This window comes from Ralstonia condita (assembly GCF_958405655.1).
Taxonomy (GTDB): domain Bacteria; phylum Pseudomonadota; class Gammaproteobacteria; order Burkholderiales; family Burkholderiaceae; genus Ralstonia; species Ralstonia condita.
On the sequence record NZ_CATYWO010000001.1, the window covers coordinates 790097 to 814569 of the forward strand.

21 protein-coding genes are annotated in these 24473 nt (G+C 63.1%); 15 read left to right on the forward strand and 6 right to left on the reverse strand.

The window, feature by feature from the left end:
• Window positions 1–87: 87 nt before the first annotated feature.
• From acnA to R2N03_RS03700, 6 genes are all read right to left on the reverse strand, one after another.
• Window positions 88–2793, reverse strand: coding sequence for an aconitate hydratase AcnA (gene acnA, locus R2N03_RS03675; RefSeq protein WP_316655285.1), 2706 nt, complete (start codon window positions 2791–2793; stop codon window positions 88–90).
• 71 nt (window positions 2794–2864) lie between these two features.
• Window positions 2865–4316: a bifunctional 2-methylcitrate dehydratase/aconitate hydratase gene (locus R2N03_RS03680; protein WP_316655287.1), complete on the reverse strand. Its 1452-nt coding sequence runs from the start codon at window positions 4314–4316 to the stop codon at window positions 2865–2867.
• A 35-nt stretch (window positions 4317–4351) separates the two neighbouring features.
• Window positions 4352–4918, reverse strand: a complete 567-nt coding sequence (locus tag R2N03_RS03685; protein WP_316655289.1) for a hypothetical protein — start codon at window positions 4916–4918, stop codon at window positions 4352–4354.
• A 243-nt stretch (window positions 4919–5161) separates the two neighbouring features.
• Window positions 5162–6058: a methylisocitrate lyase gene (prpB, locus tag R2N03_RS03690; protein ID WP_316655290.1), complete on the reverse strand. Its 897-nt coding sequence runs from the start codon at window positions 6056–6058 to the stop codon at window positions 5162–5164.
• Between the two features lie 30 nt (window positions 6059–6088).
• On the reverse strand, window positions 6089–7069 hold the full coding sequence (locus tag R2N03_RS03695) for an HpcH/HpaI aldolase/citrate lyase family protein (protein ID WP_316655293.1): 981 nt from the start codon (window positions 7067–7069) through the stop codon (window positions 6089–6091).
• Window positions 7070–7172: 103 nt separating this feature from the next.
• Window positions 7173–8162 (reverse strand): malate dehydrogenase, encoded by a 990-nt coding sequence (locus tag R2N03_RS03700; RefSeq protein ID WP_316655294.1) that lies wholly within the window; start codon window positions 8160–8162, stop codon window positions 7173–7175.
• Window positions 8163–8528: 366 nt separating this feature from the next.
• Between R2N03_RS03700 and R2N03_RS03705 the strand changes: the two genes are divergently transcribed.
• From R2N03_RS03705 to R2N03_RS03775, 15 genes are all read left to right on the forward strand, one after another.
• Window positions 8529–9341, forward strand: coding sequence for a GntR family transcriptional regulator (locus R2N03_RS03705; RefSeq protein ID WP_316655295.1), 813 nt, complete (start codon window positions 8529–8531; stop codon window positions 9339–9341).
• A 259-nt stretch (window positions 9342–9600) separates the two neighbouring features.
• Window positions 9601–10011 (forward strand): succinate dehydrogenase, cytochrome b556 subunit, encoded by a 411-nt coding sequence (gene sdhC / locus R2N03_RS03710; RefSeq protein ID WP_316655297.1) that lies wholly within the window; start codon window positions 9601–9603, stop codon window positions 10009–10011.
• 10 nt (window positions 10012–10021) lie between these two features.
• Window positions 10022–10387 carry a succinate dehydrogenase, hydrophobic membrane anchor protein gene (gene sdhD / locus R2N03_RS03715; protein ID WP_316655299.1) on the forward strand — a complete coding sequence of 122 codons (366 nt, stop codon included), beginning with the start codon at window positions 10022–10024 and terminating at the stop codon, window positions 10385–10387.
• Between the two features lie 3 nt (window positions 10388–10390).
• Window positions 10391–12169 carry a succinate dehydrogenase flavoprotein subunit gene (sdhA, locus tag R2N03_RS03720; protein WP_316655301.1) on the forward strand — a complete coding sequence of 593 codons (1779 nt, stop codon included), beginning with the start codon at window positions 10391–10393 and terminating at the stop codon, window positions 12167–12169.
• A 22-nt stretch (window positions 12170–12191) separates the two neighbouring features.
• A complete protein-coding gene (locus R2N03_RS03725) occupies window positions 12192–12893 on the forward strand; it encodes a succinate dehydrogenase iron-sulfur subunit (RefSeq protein WP_009241007.1) in 702 nt (233 codons plus the stop codon).
• Window positions 12894–12964: 71 nt separating this feature from the next.
• Entirely contained in the window at window positions 12965–13252 is a 288-nt protein-coding gene (locus tag R2N03_RS03730; protein WP_009241006.1) for an FAD assembly factor SdhE, read from the forward strand.
• Window positions 13253–13374: 122 nt separating this feature from the next.
• Window positions 13375–14676 (forward strand): citrate synthase, encoded by a 1302-nt coding sequence (gene gltA / locus R2N03_RS03735; RefSeq protein ID WP_232040409.1) that lies wholly within the window; start codon window positions 13375–13377, stop codon window positions 14674–14676.
• 217 nt (window positions 14677–14893) lie between these two features.
• Window positions 14894–16303, forward strand: coding sequence for a 3-isopropylmalate dehydratase large subunit (gene leuC / locus R2N03_RS03740; protein WP_316655328.1), 1410 nt, complete (start codon window positions 14894–14896; stop codon window positions 16301–16303).
• A 23-nt stretch (window positions 16304–16326) separates the two neighbouring features.
• Window positions 16327–16977, forward strand: coding sequence for a 3-isopropylmalate dehydratase small subunit (gene leuD / locus R2N03_RS03745; protein ID WP_316655330.1), 651 nt, complete (start codon window positions 16327–16329; stop codon window positions 16975–16977).
• Between the two features lie 29 nt (window positions 16978–17006).
• Window positions 17007–18077, forward strand: a complete 1071-nt coding sequence (gene leuB, locus R2N03_RS03750) for a 3-isopropylmalate dehydrogenase (protein ID WP_232040406.1) — start codon at window positions 17007–17009, stop codon at window positions 18075–18077.
• Window positions 18078–18158: 81 nt separating this feature from the next.
• The gene (locus R2N03_RS03755; protein ID WP_232040405.1) at window positions 18159–18335 is read left to right on the forward strand and encodes a hypothetical protein; all 177 of its coding nucleotides are present in this window, start codon (window positions 18159–18161) and stop codon (window positions 18333–18335) included.
• Window positions 18336–18417: 82 nt separating this feature from the next.
• Window positions 18418–19521: an aspartate-semialdehyde dehydrogenase gene (gene asd, locus R2N03_RS03760; RefSeq protein WP_316655334.1), complete on the forward strand. Its 1104-nt coding sequence runs from the start codon at window positions 18418–18420 to the stop codon at window positions 19519–19521.
• 390 nt (window positions 19522–19911) lie between these two features.
• Window positions 19912–22797, forward strand: coding sequence for a FimV/HubP family polar landmark-like protein TapV (gene tapV, locus R2N03_RS03765; protein ID WP_316655336.1), 2886 nt, complete (start codon window positions 19912–19914; stop codon window positions 22795–22797).
• A gap of 91 nt (window positions 22798–22888) precedes the next feature.
• Window positions 22889–23713, forward strand: coding sequence for a tRNA pseudouridine(38-40) synthase TruA (truA, locus tag R2N03_RS03770; protein ID WP_316655338.1), 825 nt, complete (start codon window positions 22889–22891; stop codon window positions 23711–23713).
• Window positions 23710–24423, forward strand: a complete 714-nt coding sequence (locus R2N03_RS03775; RefSeq protein WP_316655340.1) for a phosphoribosylanthranilate isomerase — start codon at window positions 23710–23712, stop codon at window positions 24421–24423. The genes truA and R2N03_RS03775 overlap by 4 nt, the downstream gene beginning before the upstream one ends.
• Window positions 24424–24473 lie beyond the last annotated feature (50 nt).

Below are 24473 nucleotides of genomic sequence, written 5' to 3' on the forward strand. Positions count from 1 at the left end.
GCCCTCGTCATCACGTTTGATTCGCAGCAATAAAAAAAGCCGGCTCCGAAGAGCCGGCTTCCGGTCTGCTGCAGCGCAGCCGGCAGCTTACGCGGCCAGCAACTGACGCAGCACGAACGGCAGAATACCGCCGTGCTTGTAGTAGTCCACTTCAATCGGCGTGTCGATGCGCAGCAGCACTTGTGCACGCGTCGTCTCGCCATTGGCGCGATGGATGACCAGGGTGACGTCCTGTTGCGGCTTGATTTCGCCATCCAGGCCTTCGATGTCGAAGGTCTCGTCGCCCACGATGCCCAGCGATTGTGCCGAGTCGTTGCCCTTGAACTGCAGCGGCAGCACGCCCATGCCGACCAGGTTCGAGCGGTGGATGCGCTCGAAGCTGCGCGCGATCACGGCCTTCACGCCCAGCAGCTGCGTGCCCTTGGCGGCCCAGTCGCGCGAGCTGCCCGTGCCGTACTCTTCGCCACCGAATACGACCGTTGGCGTGCCGTCGGCGATGTACTTCATGGCGGCGTCGTAGATCGACATTTGTTCGCCGCTCGGCTGGAACAGCGTTTCGCCGCCTTCCACGCGCGAACCATCGGCCTTGGCCGGGATCATCAGGTTCTTGATGCGCACGTTGGCGAACGTGCCGCGCATCATCACCTCATGGTTGCCGCGGCGCGAGCCATAGCTGTTGAAGTCGGCCTTGAGCACGCCGTTGGCCAGCAGGTACTTGCCGGCGGGCGACGTTTCCTTGATCGAACCGGCCGGGGAGATGTGGTCGGTCGTCACGGAATCGCCGAACACGCCGAGCGCGCGTGCGCCCTTGACCGATGCCGAGGCAGCGGCCGGCGTCATGCCAAAGCCTTCGAAGAACGGCGGCTCGGCGATGTACGTCGACTTCGGCCAGTCGTAGACCTGACCCTTCGTGCCCTTGACGTTGGCCCACAGCTTGGACGGCTTCTTGACCTGTTCGTAGTTCGTGCGGAACGTGTCGGCGTTCATTGCGAACTTCATCAGCTTGGCGATCTCGTCCGAGGTCGGCCAAATGTCGCCCAGATAGACGTCGCGGCCCTTCTTGCCCTTGCCGACCGGCTCGGTCATCAGGTCGCGCGTCACGTTGCCGGCGATTGCATAAGCGACCACCAGCGGCGGCGAGGCCAGGAAGTTGGCGCGGATGTTCGGGTGGATGCGCGCTTCAAAGTTACGGTTGCCCGACAGCACGGCGGCGGCCACGATGTCGTTCTTCACGATGGCTTCGTTCAACTCCGGCGTCAGGTCACCGGCGTTACCGATACACGTCGTGCAGCCGTAGGCCGTCACGCCAAAGCCGAGCTTTTCCAGATACGGAAGCAGGCCGGCGGCTTCCAGGTACTTCGTCACCACGCGGCTTCCCGGGGCGAGCGAGGTCTTGATGTGCGGCGCGACCTCCAGGCCGGCTTCGACAGCCTTCTTGGCCAGCAGGCCCGCCGCCAGCAGCACGCTCGGATTCGAGGTGTTCGTGCACGAGGTGATGGCCGCGATCAGCACGTCGCCGCTCTTCACGTCGACGCCGTTGGTGGTCGTGAAGGTCTTGTCGAGGTCTTCCGATTTCTTGTTGAAGCCGTTTTCAGCAACCGGCTTGGAGAACAGCGACGAGAACGTCGACTTCACGTTGCCGATTTCGATACGATCCTGCGGGCGCTTCGGGCCAGCCAGCGACGGGGCCACCGTGCCGAGGTCCAGCGTCAACGTCTTGGTGTAGTCGATTTCGCCGGCTTTCGGCACGCCGAACAGCTTCTGCGCCTTGAAGTAGCTTTCGAACGCGGCGATTTCTTCCTTCGTGCGGCCCGTGCCCTTGAAGTAGTCAATGGTCTTGTCGTCCACCGGGAAGAAGCCCATCGTGGCGCCGTATTCCGGAGCCATGTTGCCGATGGTTGCGCGGTCCGGCAGCGACAGGCTGGCGGTGCCTTCGCCGAAGAACTCGACGAACTTGCCGACGACCTTCTCCTTGCGCAGCATTTCGGTAATCGTAAGCACCAGGTCGGTGGCCGTGCAGCCTTCGCGCAGGCGGCCCTTCAGCTCCACGCCCACGACGTCCGGCGTCAGGAAGTACACCGGCTGGCCGAGCATGCCGGCTTCCGCTTCGATGCCGCCCACGCCCCAGCCCACCACGCCAATACCGTTGATCATGGTGGTGTGGCTGTCGGTGCCGACCAGCGTATCCGGGTAGTACACGCCGTCTTTCTTATGGACGCCGCGTGCCAGGTACTCCAGGTTGACCTGGTGGACGATGCCGAAGCCAGGCTGCACCACGCCAAACGTGTCGAATGCCTGCATGCCCCACTTCATGAACTGGTAGCGCTCGTTGTTGCGCGAGAATTCCAGCTGCATGTTCAGGTCCAGCGCCTTCTTCTCACGGAAGTGGTCAATCTGCACCGAGTGATCCACCACCAGGTCGACCGGCACCAGCGGCTCGATCTTCTTGGGGTTCTTGCCCATGCGCTCGGCCACGTTGCGCATGGCGGCTAGGTCAGCCAGCAGCGGCACACCGGTAAAGTCCTGCAGCACCACGCGGGCTACCACGAACGGGATTTCATCAACGCGCTCGGCGTTGGGCTTCCAGTTGGCCAGTTGCGCAACGTGCTCTTCGGTCACCTTCTTGCCGTCGCAGTTGCGCAGCACGGACTCCAGCACGATGCGGATCGACACCGGCAGGCGCTCGATCGCCACGCCCAGTTCCTTGCCCAGTTGCGGCAGGGAGTGGAACTTGCCGGTCTGGCCGCCGTTGATCTTGAATTCCTTCAGGGTTTTTTTCAGGTTGTAGGGCATGGCATGGCTCCAAGGCTCAAGGATGCGCGGGGCGCCGAAGCGACCGTTGCGGATACATCAAATCGACAGAATCAAATCACGTACAAATCGACATACTCGTTGACCGGCATGGCTTCCAGCGCTTTCTGGTCCAATGACACACGCAGGATGGCCTCCTGCTGCCTGTCCGGAAAACGGCGGGCCAGGTTGCTCCGGAACTTCTCGACCAGCAGCGGCATGCCTTCCTTGCGACGCCGCTTGTGGCCGATCGGGTACTCCACCACGACTTCCTTGAGCGCCGTGCCATCCCTGAACTGGATGGTGATGCCATTGGCGATCGAGCGCTTTCCGGGGTCGTGGTAATCCTGGGTGAACTGCTTGTCTTCGACGCAGACGATCTTCTTGCGCAACACATCGATGCGCGGGTCGCGGGCGACGTGGTCTTCGTAGTCCTCAGCCCTCAGGTGGCCAAAGATCAGGGGCACGGCGACCATGTACTGGATGCAGTGGTCGCGGTCGGCCGGGTTGTTCAGTGGGCCTTGCTTGTCGATGATGCGGATCGCCGCTTCGTGCGTGCGGATCGTGACCCGTTCGATGTCATCCACGGTCCTGCCGGCCTTGGCAAGGGCCGTGTGCAGCGTCATGGCGGCTTCGGCGGCAGTCTGCGCGTGGAATTCTGCCGGGAAGCTGATCTTGAACAGCACGTTCTCCATCACGTACGTGCCGTACTTGCGCTGGAACTTGAACGGCCGCCCCTTGAAGGACACATCGTAGAAGCCCCAGCCTTTTGCGGTGAGAGCGGAGGGGTAGCCCATCTCGCCGGTCCTGGCAATGAGTGCGAGGCGCACGCCGCGGCTGGTCGCGTCACCTGCCGCCCAGGATTTGCGGCTTCCGGTATTCGGCGCGTGGCGGTAAGTGCGCAGCGCCTGGCCGTCCACCCATGCCAGCGACACGGCATTGATGAGTTCCTCGCGTGACAGCCCGAGCAGTTGCCCGACCACCGCGGTGGTGGCGACCTTGACCAGTACAACGTGGTCCAGTCCTACCAGATTGAATGCGTTCTCGAGCGCGATGCAGCCCTGGATTTCGTGGGCGCGGATCATCGCGGTGAGCACGTCGCGCATGACGAGCGGCGCTTTGCCTCCGGCAATGTTCGTGCGGGACAGCCAGTCGGCCACCGCCAGGATGCCACCGAGGTTGTCCGACGGATGGCCCCATTCGGCTGCCAGCCACGTGTCGTTGAAATCCAGCCAGCGGATCATGGCGCCGATATTGAAGGCCGCCTGCACCGGATCGAGCTGGAATGGCGTGCCCGGAATCTTCGCGCCGTTGGGCACGATGGTTCCGGGTACGATGGGCCCCAGGAGCTTGGTGCACGCCGGATAGGACAGCGCCTCCAGCCCGCAGCCCAAGGTGTCGATCAGGCAATGGCGGGCCGTATCGTAGGCCGCCTTGCTGGCGAGCTTGGACGCTGTCACGTAGTCGACGATGTCGACGATGACTTTGTCGGGCTTCGGGCGGATGTTTGCAATCGGCGCGGACATGGGCAGTTCCTGTCGGCCCCTGGCGATAGTGCGCGTTACTGCTTGGCCGGTTGAGCCGCGTCAGGCGACGGGGCCGGAGCCGGAGCCGGAGCCGGAGCGGGGGTCGCATTGTCCTGCAGCATGAGCGGCAGGCCCGCAGGAGCACGCAGCGCGCCGGCTTGCGTCGGAGCCGGTGCGCCGGCGGCCATTGCGGCAGTCTGGCATTCGTCGGCCAGACGGTGGCCCTCATTGTGGTCGAACAGCATGGCCTTGGCAGGGATCACCACCAGGTCCAGCCCGGACTTCTGATCGAAATAGCGGTCGGCGCCCGTATGCGTCATCTGGCGCGGCAACTGGTAGTTCTTGCCCTTCCAGAACATGGTGATGACCTGGTCACGCGCCATGTCGCCCTTCAGGTACATCTCGTTGCCGAGCTCGCATTTCCATTCCACGCCTTCCGGCTTGACGGCAGCAACCGGGGGTGCCTTCTTGGCGATCTTCTTCCTGGCGTGCGCCTTCTTCTTGGCAGCCGGTTTTGCCGTGGTCGGGCTCTGGGCCGTCGCGTACTGCGATACAGCCAGCGAGAGAACGCCGGCACAGGCGCCCACGATGAACTTGTTCATAAATTTCCTTCCGAAAGACTGGTCAGGGGTGGCGGCCGCCCGGGGCCGGAATGCCAGGGCTTGGCGCACGCCGGCCGGTATTTTGACCGATTTGTTCGCCGCACCCAACGGTCTGTTACACGACGATGCAAGCTGTCCACCAAATGAGGGAGACCTGCCATCTGCTGCCGGGTATTGCGGGGCAACCCGCCCCCTGCTCTGCGCCTTCGGTGCTCCTTGTCGGTGTTGATCGATCTGCCAGACTTAGCTGCGGTTCTGCGCGAACAGCGCGTCCAGCTTGGCTTCGTATTCGTGGTAGCCGATGCTGTCGTAGAGTTCCATGCGCGTTTGCATGGTGTCGACGACATTCTTCTGCGTGCCGTCGCGACGAATGGCGGCATAGACGTTCTCGGCAGCCTTGTTCATGGCGCGGAAGGCCGAGAGCGGATACAGGATCATCGAGACGCCCACGGAGGCCAGTTCATCGCGCGTGAACAGCGGCGTCTGGCCAAACTCGGTGATGTTGGCCAGCACCGGCACTTTGACGGCGTCAACGAACCGGCGGTACATCGACAGGTCCGTCATCGCTTCGGGAAAGATCGCGTCCGCGCCCGCTTCGACACAGGCTACGGCGCGTTCCAGGACGCGGTCAAAGCCCTCGACCGCCAGCGCGTCGGTGCGAGCCATGACAACGAAAGCCTCATCGGTGCGCGCATCGACAGCGGCCTTGATGCGGTCAACCATCTCGTCCTTCGAGACGATTTCCTTGTTCGGCCGATGTCCGCAGCGCTTGGCCCCCACTTGATCTTCGATGTGCATGGCGGCCGCGCCGAACTTGATCAACGACTTGGTCGTGCGCGCCACGTTGAAGGCGGAGGCCCCAAAGCCGGTATCGACGTCAACCAGCAGCGGTACGTCGCACACGTCGGTGATACGGCGCACGTCGGTCAGGACGTCGTCGAGGCCGGAGATGCCCAGATCGGGCAAGCCCAGCGATCCTGCCGCCACGCCGCCGCCTGACAGGTAGATCGCCCGATAGCCGGCGCGCTTGGCCAGTAGCGCATGGTTGGCGTTGATCGTGCCGACAATCTGCAGCGGCGATTCTTCGGCCAGCGCATGGCGGAAGCGCGCGCCTGCGCTGGATTGCGTATCGGATGTCATGGCAACTCTCCTCTCAATGCGATGGCTGCATCATGCGAAGAAGCGCGATGCGGCACTGACCGGCATTTCCACTCCCGTGGTGTGTGCACGTTGAAGCACCGCCCACCAGTAGCGGTAACTGGCCCGATCGTGCAGGCGTCCTTCGTGCTGGATCGGTCCCCAGGAGGCGTCCTGTGCAGCCCCCAGGATGGCCGCAGCCTGGATCACTTCGTCATGCGACGGGCGGAATGCCTGCACGATCGGTTCGATCTGGTCGGGGTGGATGCTCCACTTGCGCAGATAGCCGAATGCGTTGCGTGCCCGCGCGGCGTCGGTGCCCGCGCGATCCGGGTGCCTGATATCGGTGCTGACATTGTGCGACGGCACCTTGCCATGCGCATGGCATGCAGCAGAGATGTCCACCAAGGCGCGCCGGATCAGCGGATGTTCAAATTGCTCCGGCGAGCCCATCGCCGCGCCTGGAATCGCGCCGTTGTGCGCAGACACGAAGTCCATCAGCCCGAAGCTCAGGCACTCCACTTGCACCAGCGATGCGATGTCGAACACCTGCGCCAACGCGCCATGCGTTTCGATCAGCACATGGATCGGCAGGTGTCGCGCAATTCCGGCCGCACGCGCGGCCTGGTTCACGCGGTCGGTGACGCGCGCGACTTCCACCACGTCGCGCACTTTCGGCACGGTCACATAGGCAAGACGGCTGCCTGCCTGGCCGATGAGGATGTCGACGTCCTGCGTCCACGCATCGTGATTCGGATCGTGAATGCGCACGCCCACGCGATTGAAGTGGTTATCGTCGCTGTTGATCAGCGCGGCGGCCAGTTCGGCATGCTCGCGCTCGCGGCCGACGGCGGCGCCATCTTCGCAGTCAAACGTGATGTCGAAAACGGGACCAAGGGCTTGTTGCAGCGCGAGCGATTTGCGCATCAGCTTTTCCGCGCCAGCATAGTGGTCGCAGACGGGCAATTGGGCAGGAACGGTGTCGTCCTGGAACAAAACCTCGGTGGGGTGCACGGCGTTTCTATCAGATTGGCGGCGCTTGCGGCGCCTTCCAGATGCAAAAAAAACCGGAGGGTTCGTTGGCGATCCGCTCCGGTTTCTCTTCAGGTCATGCGACTCAGCCCAGCAGGTGCTTCACGCCATCTTGCTCTTCCTGCAGTTCCTTGAGCGTGATGTTGATCTTGCCCTGGCTGTACTCGTCGATCTCCAGGCCTTGTACGATTTCGTACTTGCCGTTGGCGGTCGTGACCGGGAAGCCGAACATGACGTCCTTCGGAATGCCGTATTCGCCGTTCGACGGGATACCCATGGTGACGATCTTGCCGTTGGTGCCGAGCACCCAGTCACGCACGTGATCGATGGCAGCGTTGGCGGCCGAAGCGGCCGACGACAGGCCGCGCGCTTCGATGATGGCGGCGCCGCGCTTGCCAACGGTCGGCAGGAACACGTCGTTGTTCCACACCGGGTCGTTGATCATGTCCTTGACGCTCTTGCCCTCGATCGTGGCGTAGCGGTAGTCGGCGTACATCGTCGGGCTGTGGTTGCCCCACACGAACAGCTTCTCGATGCTCGACACCGGCTTGCCGGTCTTGGCGGCAATCTGCGACAGGGCACGGTTGTGGTCCAGGCGCAGCATTGCGGTGAAGTTCTCGCGGGGCAGATCCGGCGCCGACTTCATGGCGATGTAGGCGTTCGTGTTGGCCGGGTTGCCGACCACCAGCACCTTGACGTTGCGCGAGGCGACGGCATTCAGGGCCTTGCCCTGTGCCGTGAAGATCTGCGCGTTGGCCGACAGGAGGTCCTTGCGCTCCATGCCCGGGCCGCGGGGGCGGGCGCCCACCAGCAGGGCAACGTCGGCGTCCTTGAAGGCAGTCATCGGGTCGGAGTGGGCTTCCATGCCGGCCAGCAGCGGGAAGGCGCAGTCTTCGATCTCCATCATCACGCCCTTGAGCGCCTTTTGGGCCTTCTCATCGGGGATTTCCAGCAGTTGCAGGATGACGGGTTGATCCTTGCCCAGCATTTCGCCGGCAGCGATGCGGAACAGCAGGGCGTAACCAATCTGTCCAGCAGCGCCGGTCACTGCGACGCGCATGGGTGCTTTTGCCATGAGAACTCTCCAAACGGTAGTGAAAAGCGGATCGCACTGCGCAGGGCGCGCACCCTTGGCAGGATGGCGGCGCAGCTGCGCGGGCATCGCCGACGCATGCCACTGCCTCATGGATCTCATGGGGTAGCCGGCCCGGAATCGGCAAGAACTTCGCAGTTTACTGCGTCCGCATGACGAAGTGGAAACACCCTGGCGCGTGTGCGTGAACCCTCGCTGTGACCAGTGTGAAACCGCTCGTCCGGAACAGGCGCGAGTGTAGGGGTGCCCTGATGTGAAAGTCAATCAATCTTCTGTCTTATATAAGACATAAGACATTCTATAAACGGGCTGGACGCGTCCGTGGCTTTTGTGGTGAAATCGGCAGTTATGTCGAGTCCCTCCAGCCCTCCATCTGCCGTCGTGCCGCCCGCTACTGGCGCGGACGTCGGTATGTCGCCTGCATCAGCGGGCGCGGGGGCGGGCTCACCCACCTTCAGTCCGCTCTATCAGCAGATCAAGACACTGATCCTGAAAAGCCTCCAGACCGGCGAGTGGAAGCCGGGCGAGATGATTCCCAGCGAGATGGAGCTGGCGGCGCGTTACAAGGTGAGCCAGGGCACCGTACGCAAGGCGATCGATGAGTTGGCGGCCGAAAATCTGGTCGCTCGCCGTCAGGGCAAGGGCACGTTCGTTACGACGCATTACGAAGAAGGCGTGCAATTCCGCTTCTTGCGCCTGATGCCGGAGCAGGGTGAGCAACACTACCCGAGCAGCCGCGTGCTGGAATGCAAGCGTATGCGGGCGCCGGCCGAAATCGCGCGCCTGCTCGAGCTGAAGGCCGGTGACAGCGTCGTGCAGATCCGCCGCGTGTTGTTCTTTTCCGGCGAGCCGACCGTGTTCGAGGAAATCTGGCTGCCAGGAATCAGCTTCAAGGGGTTGACCGCCGAAAAGCTGACCGAGTGGAAAGGGCCGATGTACGCGTTCTTCGAGGCGGAATTCGGTGTGCGCATGCTGCGTGCTACCGAGCACATTCGTGCTGTCGCCGCTGATGCGGCCACGGCGGAGCTGTTGTCCGTGACGACCGGGTCGCCGTTGCTGTCGGTGGAGCGTGTCTCGCACACATTCGGCGATAGACCCGTGGAGTTGCGCCGTGGGCTGTACGTCACCACGCGGCATTACTACCAGAATGACCTGAGTTGACTACGCGCCGCCGGGCCTGATTGATGCGGGTTCGGCGGCGCTTTGATTTGTGGGTTGCGCAACAGCGCATTGCGCGCCATGAAGGCTGTGTAGAGAAGACAATCGCCCCCGTTTGCGCCAATGGCGGCAGGGGGCAGGATGCACAAAGAACGGGGCGCTGCGCGGGAAATTATTGGTGCGCTGCGCAACGAAAGCGCGCTAAAATCTTGCGGATTTTTGCAAAGCAGTTTTGTTTGTTGATTAGCCAATGGGGTCTGACATGGCAGAAGCCATCAAGAAAGCCAGGCCGGAATTCAGGAACATCGGTTTGGGCGACATCGCCCGCTACCGCTTGCCCTGGGCCGGTAAGGTGTCCATCCTGCATCGTGCCAGCGGTGCACTGATGTTTCTTCTTCTTCCGTTCGTGCTGTATCTGTTCGAGCAGAGTCTCACGTCGGAAATCAGTTTCGCCAAGTTCTCGGCGCTTCTGTCCAACGGCTTCGCCAAGGTTGTCGTTCTTGCGCTCATTTGGGCGTATCTGCATCACTTCTGCGCTGGTATCCGCTACCTGATCCTCGACTTGCACATCGGTATCGACAAGACCACCTCGGCCAAGTCGGCTGTCAGCGTGCTGATCGTCAGCCTGCTGCTCACCGTCGTGTTCGGCGCCAAGCTGTTCGGCCTGTTCTGAGGAGCTCCTGATGGCAAACAACAATATCGGTCCCAAGCGCCTGGTCGTTGGCGCGCACTATGGCCTGAAGGATTTCCTCGCGCAGCGCGTGACGGCGGTGATCATGGCGGTGTACACCGTCGTGCTGCTGGCGTCGTTCCTGCTCTCGAAGGACACGTCGTACCAGAGCTGGGCGGGCCTGTTCGCCAACCAGTGGATGAAGATGCTGACGTTCCTGGCGATCCTGTCGCTCACGTATCACGCCTGGATCGGCGTGCGTGACATCTGGATGGACTACGTCAAGCCCGTGGCAGTGCGTTTGACGCTGCAAGTGCTGACGATTCTGTGGCTCGTTGGTTGCGCGGGCTACGCAGCTCAGATTCTCTGGAGGGTTTAAGACATGGTCGCAGTCAAGACTGGACTGCCGCGCCGCAAGTTCGACGTGGTGATCGTCGGCGCGGGCGGTTCGGGCATGCGCGCATCGCTGCAGCTGGCAGAAGCCGGCCTCTCCGTGGCCGTGCTGTCCAAGGTTTTCCCCACCCGCTCGCACACCGTGGCGGCGCAGGGTGGTATCGGTGCTTCGCTGGGCAACATGAGCGAAGACAACTGGCACTATCACTTCTACGACACCGTCAAGGGCTCCGACTGGCTCGGCGACCAGGACGCGATCGAGTTCATGTGCCGCCAGGCACCGAACGTGGTGTATGAGCTGGAACACTTCGGCATGCCGTTCGACCGCAACGCCGACGGCACCATCTACCAGCGTCCGTTCGGCGGCCACACGTCGAACTACGGCGAGAAGCCCGTGCAGCGTGCCTGCGCCGCGGCTGACCGTACCGGCCACGCGCTGCTGCACACGCTGTATCAGCGTAACGTGCGTGCCAAGACCCACTTCTTCGTCGAATGGATGGCGCTGGACCTGATCCGCGACCAGGACGGCGACGTGCTGGGTGTGACGGCGCTGGAAATGGAAACCGGCGAGGTCTACATCCTCGAAGCGAAGACGACGCTGTTCGCCACGGGCGGTGCAGGCCGCATCTACGCAGCGTCCACCAACGCCTTCATCAACACCGGTGACGGCCTGGGCATGGCCGCGCGCGCAGGCGTTCCGCTCGAAGACATGGAGTTCTGGCAGTTCCACCCGACCGGCGTGGCCGGTGCGGGCGTGCTGATCACGGAAGGCGTGCGTGGCGAAGGCGGCATCCTGCGTAACAAGGACGGCGAGCGCTTCATGGAGCGCTATGCTCCGACGCTGAAGGATCTGGCGCCGCGTGACTTCGTGTCGCGCTCGATGGACCAGGAAATCAAGGAAGGCCGTGGCTGCGGCCCGAACGGCGACTACGTGCTGCTCGACCTGACCCACGTCGGCGCCGAGACCATCATGAAGCGCCTGCCGTCGATCCGCGAGATCGGGCTGAAGTTCGCCAACGTCGACGCCATCAAGGAACCGATTCCGGTGGTGCCGACCATCCACTACCAGATGGGTGGCATTCCGACGAACTATCACGGCCAGGTCGTGGTGCCGAAGAATGGCAACCCGAACGAGGTCGTCAACGGCTTCTACGCCATTGGCGAATGCTCGTGCGTGTCGGTGCACGGCGCCAACCGCCTGGGCACGAACTCGCTGCTCGACCTGGTGGTGTTCGGCCGTTCGGCGGGCAACCACATCATTGCGCAGAACCTGAAGAACCGCGAGCACAAGCCGTTGCCGGCCGATGCCGCCGACCGTGCGCTCGAGCGCCTGGCCAAGCTGGATGCGTCCAGCTCGGGCGAGTACGCGCAGGACGTTGCCAACGACATCCGCCGCAACATGCAGTCGCACGCGGGCGTGTTCCGTACGCAGAAGCTGATGGATGAAGGCGTCGAGCGCATCCTGGAAGTGGGCGAGCGCGCCGCCAACATCCACCTGAAGGACAAGTCCAAGGTGTTCAACACCGCGCGCATCGAAGCGCTGGAAGTGGCCAACCTGGTGGAAGTGGCCAAGGCGACGATGGTGTCGGCCGCCGCCCGCAAGGAGTCACGCGGTGCTCACGCCCACAGCGACTTCCCGAACCGCGACGACGAAAACTGGATGAAGCACTCGCTGTGGTATTCCGAAGGCAACCGCCTCGACTACAAGCCCGTGCAGTTGAAGCCGCTGTCGGTGGAATCGGTGCCGCCCAAGGCGCGTACGTTCTAACGGATAAGAAGGGCCCACAAAAATGAAGCGTATTTTTGAAGTCTATCGCTACGATCCGGACAAGGACGCAGCGCCCCGCATGCAGACCTACGAGGTTGAGCTCGACGGTCACGAGCGCATGCTGCTCGACGCGCTGGTCAAGCTCAAGAAGCTGGACGAGTCGATCGCGTTCCGTCGCTCGTGCCGTGAAGGCGTGTGCGGCTCCGACGCCATGAACATCAACGGCAAGAATGGTCTGGCATGCCTGACCAACATGCGTGAGCTGCCCGAGAAAATCGTGCTGCGCCCGCTGCCGGGGCTGCCCGTGGTGCGCGACCTGATCGTGGACATGACGCAATTCTTCAACCAGTACCACTCGATCAAGCCGTACCTGATCAACGACGAGCCGCCGCCCGAGAAGGAGCGCCTGCAGTCGCCGGAAGAGCGTGAAGAGCTCGACGGCCTGTACGAGTGCATTCTGTGCGCGAGCTGCTCGACGTCGTGCCCGTCGTTCTGGTGGAACCCGGACAAGTTCGTCGGCCCGGCCGGTCTGCTGCAGGCGTATCGTTTCATCGCTGACAGCCGCGACCAGGCCACCAGCGAGCGTCTGGACAACCTGGAAGATCCGTACCGCCTCTTCCGCTGCCACACCATCATGAACTGCGTCGATGTGTGCCCGAAGGGTCTGAACCCGACCAAGGCCATCGGCAAGATCAAGGAATTGATGGTGCGCCGCGCGGTGTGAGCCGCGAGTCAGCGCACTTTGGCATTGTGTGTCGCCGGAGCGGTTTCTCCGGCGACGCATTTTTAGGAAGTATGGTTGCTGTGAACACTCCGACGTTCTCCCATCAGTCCGATCCGCACAAGCGAGCCCGTTTGCGCTGGCGTGCCCGACGCGGCCTGCTCGAGAACGACATCATCGTCGAGCGCTTCTTCAACCGCTACGAGACGGAACTGTCGGATGACGACGTTGCCGCACTCTCGCAGTTGTTCGAGCTACCCGACAACGACCTGATGGATCTCCTGCTTGCACGCAAGGAGCCGGAGGGCGAACTCGACGTGCCTCACATCCAGCACGTCCTGACCTTGCTGCGCTCGGTCTAAACCGGCGCGCGAGAGGTTGCCGCAAGACGAATCAGTCCAGCCGCCCCCGGCCGGCGCCCCTTGATCCGTCTGGCGGGAGTCTCCCGACTTTATTTTTATAAACAGCAGAGAAGGAAACCGACATGACGCCGTCCGAAGTGAAAGCCACCCTATCGTTTTCCGATGGCTCGCCCAGCGTCGAGCTGCCGATCTACAAGGGCACGGTTGGCCCGGACGTGATCGACATTCGCAAGCTGTACGGTCAGACGGGCAAGTTCACGTACGACCCCGGTTTCATGTCGACCGCGTCGTGCAATTCCAAGATCACCTACATTGATGGTGACAAAGGTGAGCTGCTGTACCGCGGCTACGCCATCGACGATCTGGCCAGCAAGTGCGATTTCATGGAAATCTGCTATCTCCTGCTGAAGGGTGAGCTGCCCAATGCCAAGCAGAAGGAAGAGTTCAACCATGTGGTGACGAATCACACCATGGTGCACGAGCAGATGCAGTTCTTCCTGCGCGGGTTCCGTCGTGACGCCCATCCGATGGCCGTGCTGACTGGCCTGGTTGGTGCCATGAGCGCCTTCTATCCGGACGCTGCCAACATCAACGACCCGCGCGAGCGCGAAATCTCGCAGATCCGCCTGATCGCCAAGCTGCCGACGCTGGTGGCCATGGCGTACAAGTACAACATCGGCCAGCCGAACATCTATCCGCAGAACAACCTGTCGTACACGGGTAACTTCATGCGCATGATGTTTGCCACGCCGTGCGAAGACTACAAGGTGAACCCGGTGCTGGAGAAGGCACTGGACCGGATCTTCATCCTGCACGCAGACCACGAGCAGAACGCCTCGACTTCGACGGTGCGTCTGGCCGGTTCGTCGGGCACCAACCCGATCGCTGCCATCGCTGCCGGTATCGCTTGCCTGTGGGGCCCGGCGCACGGCGGCGCGAACGAAGCTGCACTGAACATGCTGGAAGAAATCGGAACCGTCGACAAGGTGCCCGAGTTCATCAAGCAGGTGAAGGACAAGAACAGCGGCGTGCGCCTGATGGGCTTTGGCCACCGCGTGTACAAGAACTACGATCCGCGCGCCAAGCTGATGCGCGAAACCTGCCATGAAGTGCTGAACGAACTGGGCCTGCACAACGACCCGCTGTTCAAGCTGGCCATGGAGCTGGAAAAGATCGCGCTGGAAGACGAGTACTTCGTCAGCCGCAAGCTGTACCCGAACGTCGACTTCTATTCGGGCATCGTTCAGCGCGCGCTGGGCATTCCGACTTCGATGTTCACCTGCATCTTCGCGCTGGCCCGCTCGGTGGGCTGGATTGCACAGTGGGAAGAGATGATCACGGATCCGGAATACAAGATCGGCCGTCCGCGCCAGTTGTTCAACGGTGCTGCAACCCGCGAAGTGCCGTCGATCGACAAGCGCTAAGCCAGGCTGTTTGCTTTACAGAAGCCCCGCTCGGGAAACCAGCGGGGCTTTTTGTTGCCCGCAGCTGTCAGAAGGGCTTTCGCATAATGGCGATACCCCCTTTCGTCAGTCACGTCCGGTGCCCAATGCACCGGGTGGCATAATCGATCACTCCCCACGAAACTGCTCGCGCGGCGGCCCTGAAATAAGAAAGGGCGCGTTGTGCACGGATCGCATCATGGCCAAGACGCTCTACGACAAACTTTGGGACGATCACGTCGTTCATGCCGAAGAGGATGGCACGACCGTCCTCTACATCGATCGTCAACTGCTGCACGAAGTGACGAGCCCGCAGGCCTTCGAAGGCCTGAAGATGGCCGAGCGTCCGGTGTGGCGCATCAGTGCCAACCTGGCTGTGTCGGATCACAACGTGCCGACCACCGATCGTTCGCACGGCATTGCCGATCCGGTTTCGAAGCTGCAAGTCGATACGCTCGATGCCAACTGCGACAGCTACGGCATCACGCAATTCAAGATGAATGACAAGCGTCAGGGCATCGTGCACGTGATCGGGCCGGAGCAGGGCGCGACGCTGCCTGGCATGACGGTCGTGTGCGGCGATTCGCATACCAGCACGCACGGTGCGTTTGGCGCGCTTGCGCATGGCATCGGCACGTCGGAAGTCGAGCACGTGTTGGCTACGCAAACGCTGCTCGCCAAGAAGAGCAAGAACATGCTCGTGAAGGTGGAAGGCACGCTGCCGCGCGGCTGCAGCGCCAAGGACATCGTGCTCGCCATCATCGGCAAGATCGGTACGGCCGGAGGCACGGGCTACGCCATGGAGTTTGGTGGCTCGGCCATCCGCGCGCTGTCGATGGAAGGCCGCATGACGGTGTGCAACATGGCCATCGAAGGCGGCGCACGCGCAGGCATGGTCGCCGTGGACGATGTCACGCTGGAGTACATCAAGGGTCGTCCGTTCGCGCCGCAGGGCGTGGAGTGGGAACAGGCCGTCGCCTACTGGCGCACGCTGCATTCCGACGAAGGTGCGCACTTCGATCAGGTGGTCGAGCTGCGCGCTGAAGAGATTCGCCCGCAGGTGAGCTGGGGCACGTCGCCGGAAATGGTGGTCAGCATTGAAGACCGTGTGCCGGATCCTGAAAAGGAAAAAGACCCGAACAAGCGCAACGCCATGGAGCGCGCGCTCGAATACATGGGCCTGCAGCCGAACGTCGCCATCAGCGACATCAACATCGACAAGGTGTTCATCGGCTCGTGCACCAACAGCCGCATCGAAGACATGCGCGCTGCCGCGTGGGTCGTGCAGAAGCTGGGCAAGCGCATTGCCTCGAACGTGAAGCTGGCGATGGTCGTGCCGGGCTCGGGCCTCGTGAAGGAACAGGCCGAGCGCGAAGGGCTCGACAAGATCTTCAAGGCGGCGGGTTTTGAATGGCGCGAGCCGGGTTGCTCGATGTGTCTGGCAATGAATGCCGACCGCCTCGACCCGGGCGAGCGCTGCGCATCCACGTCCAACCGCAACTTCGAAGGCCGTCAGGGCGCGGGCGGCCGCACCCATCTGGTCAGCCCGGCGATGGCGGCTGCGGCTGCCCTGGAAGGTCACTTCGTTGACGTGCGCAAGCTCGCTTGAGCGGCAGGATAGAGAGAGCAATCATGGAACAATTCACCATCCACACCGGCCTCGTGGCGCCGCTCGACCGCGAAAACGTCGACACCGACGCCATCATCCCGAAGCAATTCCTCAAATCGATCAAGCGCACGGGCTTCGGCCCGAACCTGTTCGACGAGTGGCGCTACAAGGACGTCGGCGAGCCTGGGCAGGACAACAGCAAGCGTCCGCTGAACCCGGATTTCGTACTGAACCAGCCGCGTTACAAGGGCGCCTCGGTGTTGCTGGCGCGCAAGAATTTCGGCTGCGGCAGCTCGCGTGAGCACGCGCCGTGGGCGCTGCAGCAGTACGGCTTCCGCGCCATCATCGCGCCGAGCTTTGCCGACATCTTCTTCAACAATTGCTTCAAGAACGGCCTACTGCCGATCGTGCTGACAGAGTCGCAAGTCGACCATCTGTTCAACGAGACGCAAGCCTTTACCGGCTACCAGCTGACTGTCGATCTGGACAAGCAGATCATCGTCACGCCGGGCGGTACGGCGTATCCATTCGACATCACGGCCTTCCGCAAATACTGTCTGCTCAACGGCTTCGACGACATCGGTCTGACCCTGCGCTACGCCGACCAGATCAAGGCTTACGAAGCGCAGCGCCTGGCCAGGATGCCGTGGCTCGCGCACAAGCTCGTCGGCTGAGCGGATACCAGAACAACAAGGACAACCACATGACCAAGATTGCAGTGTTGCCGGGTGACGGCATTGGCAAGGAAATCGTCGCCGAGGCCGTGAAGGTGCTCAAGGTATTGGGCGAGCCGTTCGAGATGGAATTCGCCCCGGTGGGCGGCGCCGGTTACGAGGCCAAGGGCCATCCGCTGCCGGAAGACACGCTCAAGCTCGCCAAGGAGGCTGACGCCATCCTGTTCGGCGCCGTGGGCGATTGGAAGTACGACACGCTGGCGCGCGAGCTGCGCCCGGAGCAGGCCATCCTCGGCTTGCGCAAGCACCTGCAACTGTTCGCCAATTTCCGTCCGGCGATCTGCTATCCGGAACTGGCCGGCGCGTCGAGCCTGAAGCCTGAGATCGTCTCCGGCCTCGACATCCTGATCGTGCGCGAACTGACTGGCGATATCTACTTCGGCCAGCCGCGCGGCGTGCGAGCAGCACCTGACGGTGTGTTCGCCGGCGCGCGCGAAGGCTTCGACACCATGCGCTACAGCGAGCCGGAAATCCGCCGCATCGCGCACGTCGCCTTCCAGGCTGCCGCCAAGCGCGGCAAGAAGCTGTGCAGCGTCGACAAGGCCAACGTGCTCGAGACGTTCCAGTTCTGGAAGGACATCGTCACCGATGTGCACAAGGAATATCCGGAAGTCGAGCTGTCGCACATGTACGTCGACAACGCGGCCATGCAACTCGTGAAGGCGCCGAAGAACTTCGACGTGATCGTTACCGGCAACATGTTCGGCGACATCCTTTCGGACGAGGCTGCCATGCTGACGGGCTCGATCGGCATGCTGCCGTCGGCGTCGCTCGATGCGAACAACAAAGGCTTGTATGAGCCGTCGCACGGCTCCGCGCCGGACATCGCTGGCAAGGGTGTTGCCAACCCGCTGGCGACGATCCTGTCGGCGGCGATGATGCTGCGCTATTCGCTGAACAAGGCCGAGCAGGCTGATCGCATCGAAACTGCCGTCAAGAAGGTGCTGGCGCAGGGCTACCGGACCGGCGACATCCTGACGCCCGGTTGCAAGCAGGTCGGCACTGTCGAGATGGGCGACGCCGTGGTCGCTGCCTTGTAAATCAAAACATGCGTCGCGGTGCCGTCACACGCGGCACCGCAATCGTCGTTTTTTGGGCGGACACATGTTGCAGTGCATTGTGTGGCCGCCAAATCGTGTATATTTTTGCAGATGATCTCGATTGCGCTCCCCGTCCTCGTACTGGGCATTCTGGGCACCCTGGCCATTGCCGCCAAGGGCACCGCCGCGCGCACTCGCATGACGCCTGTCGAGATTCGCACGACCACGAAAATCATTACCAAAAAAACGATCTCGTAGATCGTCCGTCGTGCCCGTTCGCCTTCCCCGCGCGGTCACGCCGGGCGACCGAGGCGGGGAAAATCACTAGAGGTTCACAATCATGAAGGTAGGTCTCGTCGGTTGGCGCGGCATGGTCGGTAGCGTGCTGATGCAGCGCATGCAGGAAGAAAAGGATTTCGACCTGATCGACACCGTGTTTTTCAGCACCAGCAACGCTGGCGGCAAGGCACCCGCATTCGCCAAGACGGATGCGCCCCTGGCCGACGCGAATGACATCGAAGCGCTGAAGGCGTGCGACACGATCATCACGTGCCAGGGCGGTGACTACACGACAGAAGTCTTCCCGAAGCTGCGCGCTGCCGGCTGGAATGGCTACTGGATCGACGCCGCCTCGACGCTGCGCATGGAAGACGATGCCGTGATCGTGCTGGACCCGGTCAACCTGTCGCTCATCAAGAATGCGGTGGCGGCCGGCACCAAGAATTTCATCGGTGGCAATTGCACCAACTCCATCCTGCTGATGGGCGTGGGCGGTCTGTTCCGCGAAGGCCTGGTCGAATGGGTCAGTTCGATGACCTACCAGGCAGCCTCGGGCGGCGGTGCAAACCACATGCGCGAGCTGCTCAAGGGCATGGGCGTGATCCACGGTGCCGTGGCCGATGAGCTGGCCAACCCGGCCTCCGCCATCCTGGACATCGACCGCAAGGTTGCCAAGACCATCCGCGAAGACGTGCCGACCGAATTCTTCCCGGCGCCGCTGGCTGGTGGGTTGATCCCGTGGATCGACAAGCAGCTCGACAACGGTCAGTCCAAGGAAGAGTGGAAGGGTCAGGCCGAGGTCAACAAGATCCTGGGCACGGCGCAGACGATTCCGGTCGACGGCCTGTGCGTGCGGATTGGCGCAATGCGCTGCCACAGCCTGGGCCTGACGCTCAAGCTCAAGCGCGACCTGCCGCTCGACGAAATCGAGCAGATCATCCGCTCGGGCAACCCCTGGGTGAAGTGGGTGCCGAACGACCGCAGCATCACCGAGAGGGAACTGACGCCGGCTTCCATCACGGGTGGCCTGGAAATCGGCGTGGGCCGCGTGCGCAAGCTGAACATGGGGCCCGAGTATGTGAGCGCCTTCGTGATCGGCGACCAGCTCCTGTGGGGCGCCGCCGAGCCGCTGCGTCGTACGTTGCGCATCCTGCTCGATAAGTGACTCTCGGTTTGCTTTCGGTGGCAGACGGGCCTGTAACGATGGTCGTTGCTGCCTGACAACAGAAAGTGCGCTTTTTCAACCAACGCCGCGCGGCCTGCGCGGCGTTGTGCCATCTGGACGCCCACGGGCTTTAACGTTGGTACACAATAGCGGCCGGAACGCTGTCCGCCCATTGGTGGGGTGGACGGGGCACGGGGAGGGGTTAGCGCCACATTGAAGCACACGCATTCCGGGGGGGTACGTCGGGTGCTTCAGAATCTCGCCAACTTTGTCGTATTCAGATGAATTGACGGCGGTTCTTGTCCCGGCTTTTCACCTTTTGGGTGAACTTGCTGCGCTAACTCGTTGATGTTAAGTTCGTTTGCACATTACAAGATAACGGAGTCGAAGGTGAGGGTGAGCCAATACCGCCGGAGAGAATCGTCCCATCGCAGTCCCCGCTGGTCTGCCGTCGCGTTTGCCGCGGCGAGCCTGCTGCTGATCCAGCCCGCTGCGCAGGCGGCTGGCTTCGGGGCGCTGCACGTGCGTTCCAATCTTGGGCAGCCGCTGCAGGCCGAAATCGACCTGACTGGCGTGACGCCGGAAGAAGCGCAAAACCTGGTTGCCAAGCTGGCAACCCCCGACGCTTACGCGCGCGCCGGCCTGACCTACAACCCAATCGTCTCTTCGCTGCGTGCCTCGCTGGTGCGCCAGTCAGACGGCAATTACGTGGTGCGGCTGCGTTCCACCCAGCCCGTTGCCGAGCCGTTCGTCGATGTCCTGGTCGATCTCAACTGGGCGAGCGGCCATATCTCCCGCGCCTATACGTTCCTGCTGGATCCGGTAGGGTCGAACCATTCCGCCCAGAATTTTGCGCCGACGCCGGTAGTACAAGCCACCACGCCCGGCGCGGCGGAAACCACTTCTGCGCCGGCGTCCCAATCGCCTGCACCGGCACCGGCAGCCGCCGCGCCGGCTCGCCCAGCGCGCCAGGCAGCACGGCCGCAGCAAGCGGCGCCCGCTGCTCCCGCGCCGAACGCGGCTCCGGGCGGTTCGTACACCGTACAGCGGGGCGACAGCCTGTATGACATTGCCTCGACGGCGGCGCAGGGCCAGGAGGCCGTGTCGCTCGACCAGATGCTGCTGGCGTTGTATCGCAATAACCCCAACGCGTTCATCGGCGGCAATATCAATCGGCTGCGTACCGGTTCAGTGCTGAAAGTGCCGTCGCAGACCGATGCGCAGAAAGTCTCGCCGCGCGAAGCACGTCGTGAGGTGGTCGCGCAGACCTCCGGTTTCGCCGGTTATCGTAATCGCCTGGCCACCGCAGCGGAAGCCAACGCAGCGACAGACACCGATTCAGCTCGCCAGCAAAGTGGCAGCGTGTCGGCCCGTGTGCAGGACCAGGCTACACCGGCAGCCAGCGGACGCGATGAATTGCGCCTGTCGAAGGCGGATCGCACCGCAAAGGCCAGCGCTGCCGCGCGCGACGAGGAATTGGTCGCCAAGGAGCATGCGCTCAAGGAAATGGAATCACGCGTTGCTCAGCTGGAGAGGAATCTCGCTGACATGCAACGCTTGGTCGAGCTGAAGAACGCCGAGTTGGCGAAGGCGGCGAGCGCCGCCAAACCGGCTGCAGCGGGCGCTGCACCGTCGACAGCCGCCGCGGTTGTGGCAGCCGCTAATGCACCGGCACCGGCTGCTGCGTCGGCTTCTGCGCCGGCTCAACCGGTGGCCAATACGCAGACGGCCGCTGCGGCGCCGGCTTCGTCGGCAACGGCTGCCGCTTCCACGCCGGAAGCGGCATCGGCTCCGGTTGCCGCTGCCTCGGCGGCGCAGGCTGCCAGCGCGCCCCTTGCCGCCGCATCCGCGCCGGCCGTGGCGCCGAAGAAGAAGGCGCCTGTTGTCGTGGCGCCCCAGCCGCCGATTGCCGAAGAGTCGTTCTTGTCGTCGCTGATGGGTAACCCGATGGCGCTTGGCCTGGGTGGCGTGGTGATCGCGTTGCTGGGTGGCCTGGTGGCGTATCGTCGTCGCCAGCAAAAGCCGGAGCAGGGGCACGGCTTCCAGGATAGTTTGCTATCCCAGGAAAGCACCGTGATGGCCGGTGCGAACTCGCTCTTCGGTGCAGCCGGGGGCCAAAGCGTGGATACCTCCCAGCACAGCGTGTTTGGTGCCGATTTCCGTATCGGCGGCAGCAACGAGAGTAACGAGGTAGACCCGATCGCCGAGGCCGATGTCTATATTGCCTATGGCCGCGACGTGCAGGCCGAGGAAATCCTGCGCGAGGCGCTTGAACAGCATCCGGAGCGTCAGGCCATTCGATTGAAGCTGATGGAGATCTACGCCAACCGGCAGGACGCACACGGGTTCCAGACCGTTGCAGAAGAGATGCTGGCGCAGGTGGGTGCATCGTCGCCCGAGTGGGCTGAGGCTACCGCAATGGGCCGCAAGTTCGATCCGGCCAACCCGCTGTACCTGACGGCGCACGGTGACGGGCAGCATCCCACTGCCGAAGCCGCTGCTGCGCCGAGCCATGCCGGTGCGGCTGTCGCCGGCGCTGCGGCGCTTGCGGGCGTCGGGGCTGCCGTGGCGGCTGAAGCCTTCAGCCCGACGGTGACGGGTCAAACGACTCGCCGCGGCGACGATTGGACCACGCTGTCCCCGGATCTGGACCCGTCTGCGCCGTCGACCAAGGCACCGCAGCTGGCCGATCTTGAACTGCCGCTGGAATCGTTCCCGGCGCCCTCGGCGAGCGAGCCGATCACTGCGCCGGAAGAGGCTGCAGACATGTTCAAGGTGCACGCCGAGCCCAACGCCGACCTCCCGCAATTCAACGTGCATGCTGGCGAGGCTTATCAGCCGGTCGCTGCGCCCCCGCTGCATATGGATCTGTCGGACCTGTCGCTGGACCTGAACCCGACTCCGGCTGCAGCCGAAGCGGCCGCGGCAGCGGCGGTGCCCGCAGCCGAGGAAAGTCTCCCGTCATGGGCGCAGCCGGCTGACGCCTCGCAGGCTCCGATGCACTTCGAAGCCCAGGCGCATCACGCCGAGCCGGCACACGTGGCCAACGACGAGCCGCAATCGGCCATCCGTCTGGATACCAATCTGCCGCATACCCTGTCTGGCGAAGGCGGCTCCGACAGCGTGCGCGACCTGCAGATCAAGTTCGACCTGGCCAAGGCCTACATCGAGATCGGCGACAAGGAAGGTGCGCGCGAGCTGTTGCAGGAAGTGCTTGACCTGGGCGATCCGTCGTTCCATGCGGAAGCCCAGGCCCTGATGCGCCAGATCGGTTGACGGACGCGCCATCAGACGGCAAGGCCATCGACAGCGCCGGCAGGGTGGTATCCTGCCGGCGTTTTTCTTTCCGCATAAGGATTCACAAGGCATGACGCGTATTGCGCTCGGCATCCAGTACGACGGTGCCGCGTTCTCTGGGTGGCAATCGCAGCCGCACGGCAATACTGTTCAGGACGTGCTGGAGGCGGCGCTGCGCCGGTTTGCTGGCGTCGCCCTGCCGACCACCGTGGCTGGTCGCACCGATGCGGGGGTACATGCGCTGGGTCAGATCGTCCACCTCGATACCGACCTCGTTCGCGATCCGTTCTCGTGGGTGCGGGGTACCAATGCTTTCCTGCCGCCGGCAGTGGCGGTGCGCTGGGCGCAGGACATGCCGGACGATTTTCATGCACGCTTTTCCGCGCACCGCCGCACGTATTACTACGCACTCACCTTCGGCCCGACGCGAGCGCCGTTGCTCGAGGGCAAGGCTGGCTACGTGACGCTGCCGCCTGGCCAGACGCTTGACGTGGCAGCTATGCATGAGGCCGCGCAGGCGCTCGTCGGCGAGCATGATTTTTCTTCTTTCCGCGCGGCGGAGTGCCAGGCCAAGTCGCCGGTCAAGACGATGTACTCGATGGAAGTGCGCGGTGAAGGTGAGTGGGTGTTCGTGCGCATACGCGGCAGCGCCTTCTTGCACCACATGGTGCGCAACATCATGGGGTGCCTCGTGGCCATTGGTCGCAGGCGTCAACCTGCGTCATGGATGGCTGAGGTGCTGGCCGCCCGCAGCCGTGTCGCTGCCGCACCTACCTTCATGCCGGACGGGTTGTATCTGGCGGAGGTCGGCTATCCTGACGCTTTCCAGTTGCCGGCATCGCCGGCTTCGTCCAGCCTGTTTCGCGGCGTGTTCGACGAGCACGCCGGGCTATGAACTTCGCCATGTCGCTCCATCGAACCCGCATCAAACTCTGTGGCCTGACCGAGCCGGCCGATGTCGATCACGCCGTCGCGTTGGGCGCCGATGCCATCGGGCTGGTGTTTTATCCGCCGAGCCCCCGCCATGTGACTGTGGAGCGCGCCGCTGAGCTGGCCCGCCGTGCCGGCCCGTTCGTCACCGTGACCGGCCTGTTCGTCAACGCCAGCGCGGAGGAGGTGGCGCGCGTGCTCGACGAAGTGCCGCTGACTTTACTCCAGTTCCATGGCGATGAATCCCCCGAGGTGTGCGCGCAGATTGCCGACCAGGTGGGCCTGCCCTGGCTGCGGGCCGTCCGTGTTCAGCCGGGGGCCGATTCGGTAGAATTCGGAAATCGCTTTGCCGCTGCCCAAGGTTTGCTACTCGACGCATTCGTCGAGGGATATGGTGGCGGCGGCCACGTCTTCGACTGGACCCTCATTCCTCTGCAATGGCTCCCGCAATCGCCATCCTTGCCAACCACAAGCGCCGCTCCTCGGCTCGTTTTGAGTGGTGGGTTGAGCGCGCAAAACGTCGCTGGCGCGATTGAACGCGTGCGGCCCTACGCTGTGGATGTCAGCAGCGGAATCGAGGCCGCACGGGGCGTGAAAGACCACGCCCGGATGACCGCATTTGTGCGTGCGGTCCGCGAGGCCGATGCAGCCCTGGGCGCATCGGTTCAGGCCTAAAGCCGATCTGGCGGGGCTCTCGCGACGTACGCAGTCCTGAATATCTCCGC